Raw genomic sequence first — 5,203 nt, forward strand, 5'->3', positions numbered from 1 at the left:
GACGGCGACCCGTCCAGCGAGCCGGTCGCCGAGGCCCTCCAATTCGTGCCGGAGCGCCGCCGTGGCGCCGAGGACGCGGGCCGCGTGCTCCACCACCACCGCGCCTGCCGGGGTGAGGCTCACCCCGCGCACCTCACGGGCGAACAGGCGGTAGCCTGCGGCGTCCTCCATCGCCGCGACCTGCCGCGAGACCGCGGGCTGCGAGTACCCCAGGGATCGGGCGGCGGCGGTGAAGGACCCCAGCAGTGCGATCTCGCGGCACACCCGCAGCCCCTCGAGCGTCATCTCGGTCACGACCCCACCCTAGGCATGCGTATCACGTATGGGTTGCCTTCGGAATGCTCATCTCCCGGATGGATGCACCGGCCGGCTCGGGGCGGTTGACTCGGGCAGAAGCGCGAAAGAAGGGAAGTTCGACATGACCAGGACCTGGTTCATCACGGGTGCGTCCCGCGGCATGGGCCGCGAACTCGTCGAGCAGCTGCTCGAACGCGGTGACACCGTCGCCGCGACGCTGCGGCGACCGGAACAGCTCGACGATCTGGCGGCCCAGCACGGTGACCGGCTGTGGCGGCGCGCGCTCGACGTCACCGACACCGGCGCTGTGCGCGCGGTCGTCGCCGAGGCGTTCGCCGCACACGGCCGCATCGACGTCATCGTGTCCAACGCGGGATACGGGGTGTTCGGCGTCGCGGAGGACCTCACCGACGAGCAGATCGACCAGATGATCGCCACCAACCTCACCGCGTCCATCCAGCTCGCCCGCGCGGTGCTGCCGCACCTGCGCGCCCAGGGCGGCGGCCTGCTGATGCAGATGTCCAGCATGGGCGGGCACATGACGTTCCCCGCCTTCTCGCTGTACCACGTCACCAAGTGGGGCATCGAGGGCTTCTTCGACACCCTCGCAGCCGAGGTGGAGCCCTTCGGCATCCGCACCACGCTGATCGCACCGGGTGTGGTGCGCACCGGCTTCTTCGAGGCGGCGGCGCGTGTTCCGCTCAGCGAGCCCTACCGCGGCGGCCCCGCCGACACGCCTGCCACCACCGTCGAGGAGATGACCGACGATCCCGAGCGCACGGTCGCGGCGATCATCCGCGCCGCCGACTCCGGCGATCCGCCCCGCCGCCTGGTGCTCGGTTCCGACGCCTGGACGCTGATCACCGGGGCGTTGCGGGCCCGGCTGGACGACGTCACCGCTCAGCGCGAGAACGCCGCCACCGCCGATTACTGAGTGATTTTCGGCGCGGTCACCGCCGCACCGCGTCGGCAGGCGCGCCGAAATCACCACGGTAGGGTCGTGAGCCATGTCGGCGCAGGGGTCCTCCGGGTCGCAGCCGCTGACCTCGTCGGTGCTCGGCGTCGCGATCGTCGCGATCACCGGCATGCAGCTGATGTCGACGCTCGACGGCACGATCGTGATCGTCGCGCTGCCGCGCATCCAGTCCGACCTCGACATGTCCGACGCCGCCAAGAGCTGGGTCGTCACCGCCTACGTGCTCGCCTTCGGCGGGCTGCTGCTGCTCGGCGGCCGGATCGGCGACGCGATCGGGCACAAGCGGGCGTTCCTGTCCGGCGTCGGCGTGTTCACCCTTGCGTCGCTGGTCTGCGGCCTGGCCACGGACGGCACCACGCTGGTGATTGCCCGCGCCGTGCAGGGCACCGGGGCGGCGGTGGCGGCGCCGACCGGGCTGGCGCTGATCGCGACCACCTACGCGATCGGCGCTCCCCGCAACCGGGCGCTGGCGGTCTCGGCGGCGATGCAGGCCGCCGGATCGGTGCTCGGCCTGATCCTGGGCGGCGCCTTCACCGTCGTGTCGTGGCGGCTGGCGTTCCTGATCAACGTGCCGATCGGCATCGCCGTGATCGCGGTCGCGGTCTACCGGATCACCGAGACCCACCACGAGCGGCTCAAGCTCGACGTGGTGGGGGCGCTGCTGGCCACGCTCGGCTGCACGGCCGCGGTGCTGGTCTTCACCCAGGGCCCGCCGCGCGGCTGGATCGACCCGTTCGTCTTCACCGCAGCCGCCGCCGCGGCCGTCTTCTTCGTCTCGTTCCTGCTCGTCGAGCGCCGGGCCGCGCACCCGATCGTCCCGTTCTCGGTGTTCGACGACCGCAACCGGGTGGCGACGCTCGCCGCGTACTTCCTCGCCGGCGGCGTGATGCTGACCATCTCGGTGATGATGGGCCTCTACATCCAGGACGTGATGGGTTACTCGGCGCTGCAGGCGGGCATCGGGTTCCTGCCCTTCGCCGTCGGCTTCGGCGTCGGCAACGTGGTCGCCACCCGGCTGGCGCCGAGGATCGCGCCGCGCTGGGTGGTGATCGGCGCCGGTGTCTTCGTGCTGGGCGCCATGCTGTTCGGCTCCACCCTGACGCGCACCGTCGCCTACTTCCCTGACCTGTTCGCGCCGATCCTGTTCGCCGGCTTCGGCATCGGGGTGATCTCGGTGGTGCTGCCGCTGTGCGCCATCGCCGAGGTGGGCCCGCGCGAGATCGGCCCGGTCTCGTCGATCACGCTGATGGTGTTCAACCTCGGCGGGCCGCTGATGCTGGTGGCGATCCAGGCGGTGCAGACCTCACGCACGCTCTACCTGGGCGGCACCACCGGCCCGGTGACGGACATGACCGACGCGCAGCTCGACGCGCTCGGACAGGGCTACACCTATGCCCTGCTGTGGGTGGCGGCCATCGCGATCCTGGTCGGGGCGGCTGCCCTGTTCATCGGTTTCACGGCACGTCAGATCGCGGTGGCCCAGCACACCCGGGAGGCGTTCGACGCCGGAGAGCTCTGAGACCTCAAGCTAAGGTGGGCGCTCGTGATCACCCGTATGTCCGAGCTGTTCCTGCGCACCCTCCGCGACGACCCGGCCGACGCCGAGGTGCCCAGCCACAAGCTGCTCATCCGCGCCGGCTACGTCCGGCCGGTGGGCCCCGGGCTGTACAGCTGGCTGCCGCTCGGCCTGCGGGTGCTGCGCAAGATCGAGGGCATCATCCGCGACGAGATGGCGCACATCGGCGGGCAGGAGATCCTGCTCCCCGCGCTGGTGCCCCGCGCACCGTACGAGACGACGAACCGGTGGACCGAGTACGGCGACAGCGTGTTCCGGCTCAAGGACCGCCGCCGCAACGACTACATGCTCGGGCCCACCCACGAGGAGCTCTTCGCGCTGACCGTGAAGGGGGAGTACAGCTCCTACAAGGACTTCCCGCTGCGGCTCTACCAGATCCAGAACAAGTACCGCGACGAGGCCAGGCCGCGGGCGGGCATCCTGCGCGGGCGCGAGTTCGTGATGAAGGACTCCTACAGCTTCGACGTCGACGACGACGGCCTGAAGAAGGCGTATCACGCGCACCGCGAGGCCTATCAGCGGATCTTCGCCCGACTCGGTGTCGAGTACGTCATCGTGTCGGCGGTCTCGGGTGCGATGGGCGGCAGCGCCTCCGAGGAGTTCCTCGCCGAGAGTGAGATCGGCGAGGACACCTTCGTCCGCTGCCTGGAGTCCGGATACGCCGCCAATGTGGAGGCGGTGATCACCCGGGTGCCGGAATCGCTGCCGATCGACGGACTGCCCGAGGCGACGGTGTACGACACCCCCGACGCCCCGACCATCGCCACGCTCGTCGACTGGGCCGACAGCGCCGACCTGCCCGGCTTCGCGGGCCGCACCGTCACCGCCGCGGACACGCTGAAGAACGTGCTGCTCAAGGTCCGCGAACCCGGCGGGGAGTGGGAACTGCTCGCGGTCGGCGTGCCCGGTGACCGCGACATCGACGAGAAGCGCCTCGGCGCCGCGCTGGAACCCGCCGAGTACGCGCTGCTCGACGACACCGACTTCGCCAGGTACCCGTTCCTGGTGAAGGGCTACGTCGGCCCGAAGTCGCTGGCGGACAACGGTGTCCGATTCCTGGTTGATCCGCGCATCGTCGACGGCACGACCTGGATCACCGGCGCCGACGCACCGAACAAGCACGTGGTCGGCATGGTGGCGGGACGCGACTTCACCGCCGACGGCACCATCGAGGCCGCCGACGTCCGCGACGGCGATCCGTCGCCCGACGGCGCGGGCCCGCTGGTCAGCGCGCGCGGCATCGAGATCGGCCACATCTTCCAGCTCGGCCGCAAGTACACCGAGGCGTTCACCGTCGACGTGCTCGGCGAGGACGGCAAGCCGGTGCGGCTGACGATGGGCTCCTACGGCATCGGCGTGTCCCGGCTGGTCGCCGTGATCGCCGAGCAGCAGCACGACGAGATCGGTCTGCGCTGGCCGTCGTCGGTGTCGCCGTTCGACGCCCACCTGGTGATCGCGAACAAGGACGAGGCCGCCCGCGCAGGCGCGATGGAGCTGGCCGCCGACCTCGACCGGCTGGGCGTCGACCTGCTGCTCGACGACCGCAAGGCCTCGCCCGGGGTGAAGTTCAAGGACGCCGAGCTGCTCGGTGTGCCGTGGATCGTGGTGGTGGGCCGCGGCTGGGCAGACGGCACCGTCGAGCTGCGCAACCGGTTCACCGGTGAGACGCGCGAGATCGCCGTCGACGCGGCGGCCACCGAGATATCAGGGGCGATCGCCGGCTGACGCCTACTACTCGTTGCCGCCGGGGAACGCGACGGTCACCGGTGAGACGTCGAGCACCCGGTTCCAGCGGGCGATCCTGACCGCACACTGCGTCAACGCCGTCACCGCGAACGTCCGGTCCTCGGCGGTGGTGGCCTGCTCGAGCACCGCCCGCCACGCCGTCGCGGAGTCGCGCTCCATCTGCGCGGCCAGCTCGGCGGCGTCGGTCGGGCTGTTGACCGGCGACGGCAGCCGGTAGCCGGGCTCGGGCAGCGGTGCCTCCGCCGACCTGCCGTCGAGCATCGCGATCGCGGCTTCGCGGCGTCCGCGGTGTTCGGCCATCGACGCGGACACCAGCGAGTTGAGCTCCGGCGTCGAGTGCGCGGACACCAGGCCGTAGCCGTAGATGACGGCGTGCTCGGTGGCGACGGCGTCGTAGAGGGCGCCGGTGTCGGGGCCGGACGGCCGTGTCGGCATGGCCGGTTCGGGTGAGGTCACGACGACTCCTCCGGCGCGAGTGCCACCAGGTAGGCGGCCGTGCAGGCCGCGGCGATCGAACCGAGCAGGCCGGCGCGGTAGCCGGACAGCTGGGCCGCCAGGCCCGCGGCGCTCTCGGCGGACTGCCGCAGCGCACCGGCCACCTCGGCGGC

5 protein-coding genes are annotated in these 5,203 nt (G+C 71.2%); 3 read left to right on the forward strand and 2 right to left on the reverse strand.

From position 1 onward, the window contains the following. Positions 1-285, reverse strand: a 285-nt coding sequence (locus Q2100_RS29595; protein WP_302916893.1) for a LysR family transcriptional regulator, incomplete at its 3' end; no start/stop codon positions are given. A gap of 133 nt (positions 286-418) precedes the next feature. Here Q2100_RS29595 and Q2100_RS29600 point away from each other — a divergent pair. The 3 genes from Q2100_RS29600 to Q2100_RS29610 all read left to right on the forward strand — a co-directional run bounded on the left by Q2100_RS29600 (position 419) and on the right by Q2100_RS29610 (position 4,574). Continuing rightward, positions 419-1,231 (forward strand): SDR family oxidoreductase, encoded by an 813-nt coding sequence (locus Q2100_RS29600; protein ID WP_302916889.1) that lies wholly within the window; start codon positions 419-421, stop codon positions 1,229-1,231. 73 nt (positions 1,232-1,304) lie between these two features. Continuing rightward, a complete protein-coding gene (locus Q2100_RS29605; protein ID WP_302916890.1) occupies positions 1,305-2,792 on the forward strand; it encodes an MFS transporter in 1,488 nt (495 codons plus the stop codon). A 24-nt stretch (positions 2,793-2,816) separates the two neighbouring features. Continuing rightward, on the forward strand, positions 2,817-4,574 hold the full coding sequence (locus Q2100_RS29610) for a proline--tRNA ligase (protein WP_302916891.1): 1,758 nt from the start codon (positions 2,817-2,819) through the stop codon (positions 4,572-4,574). Positions 4,575-4,580: 6 nt separating this feature from the next. Here Q2100_RS29610 and Q2100_RS29615 read toward each other — a convergent pair whose 3' ends face one another. After that, on the reverse strand, positions 4,581-5,051 hold the full coding sequence (locus Q2100_RS29615) for a ferritin-like domain-containing protein (protein ID WP_302916892.1): 471 nt from the start codon (positions 5,049-5,051) through the stop codon (positions 4,581-4,583). Positions 5,052-5,203: the final 152 nt, after the last annotated feature.

Source organism: Mycolicibacterium arseniciresistens (assembly GCF_030519285.1).
Classification (GTDB): domain Bacteria; phylum Actinomycetota; class Actinomycetes; order Mycobacteriales; family Mycobacteriaceae; genus Mycobacterium; species Mycobacterium arseniciresistens.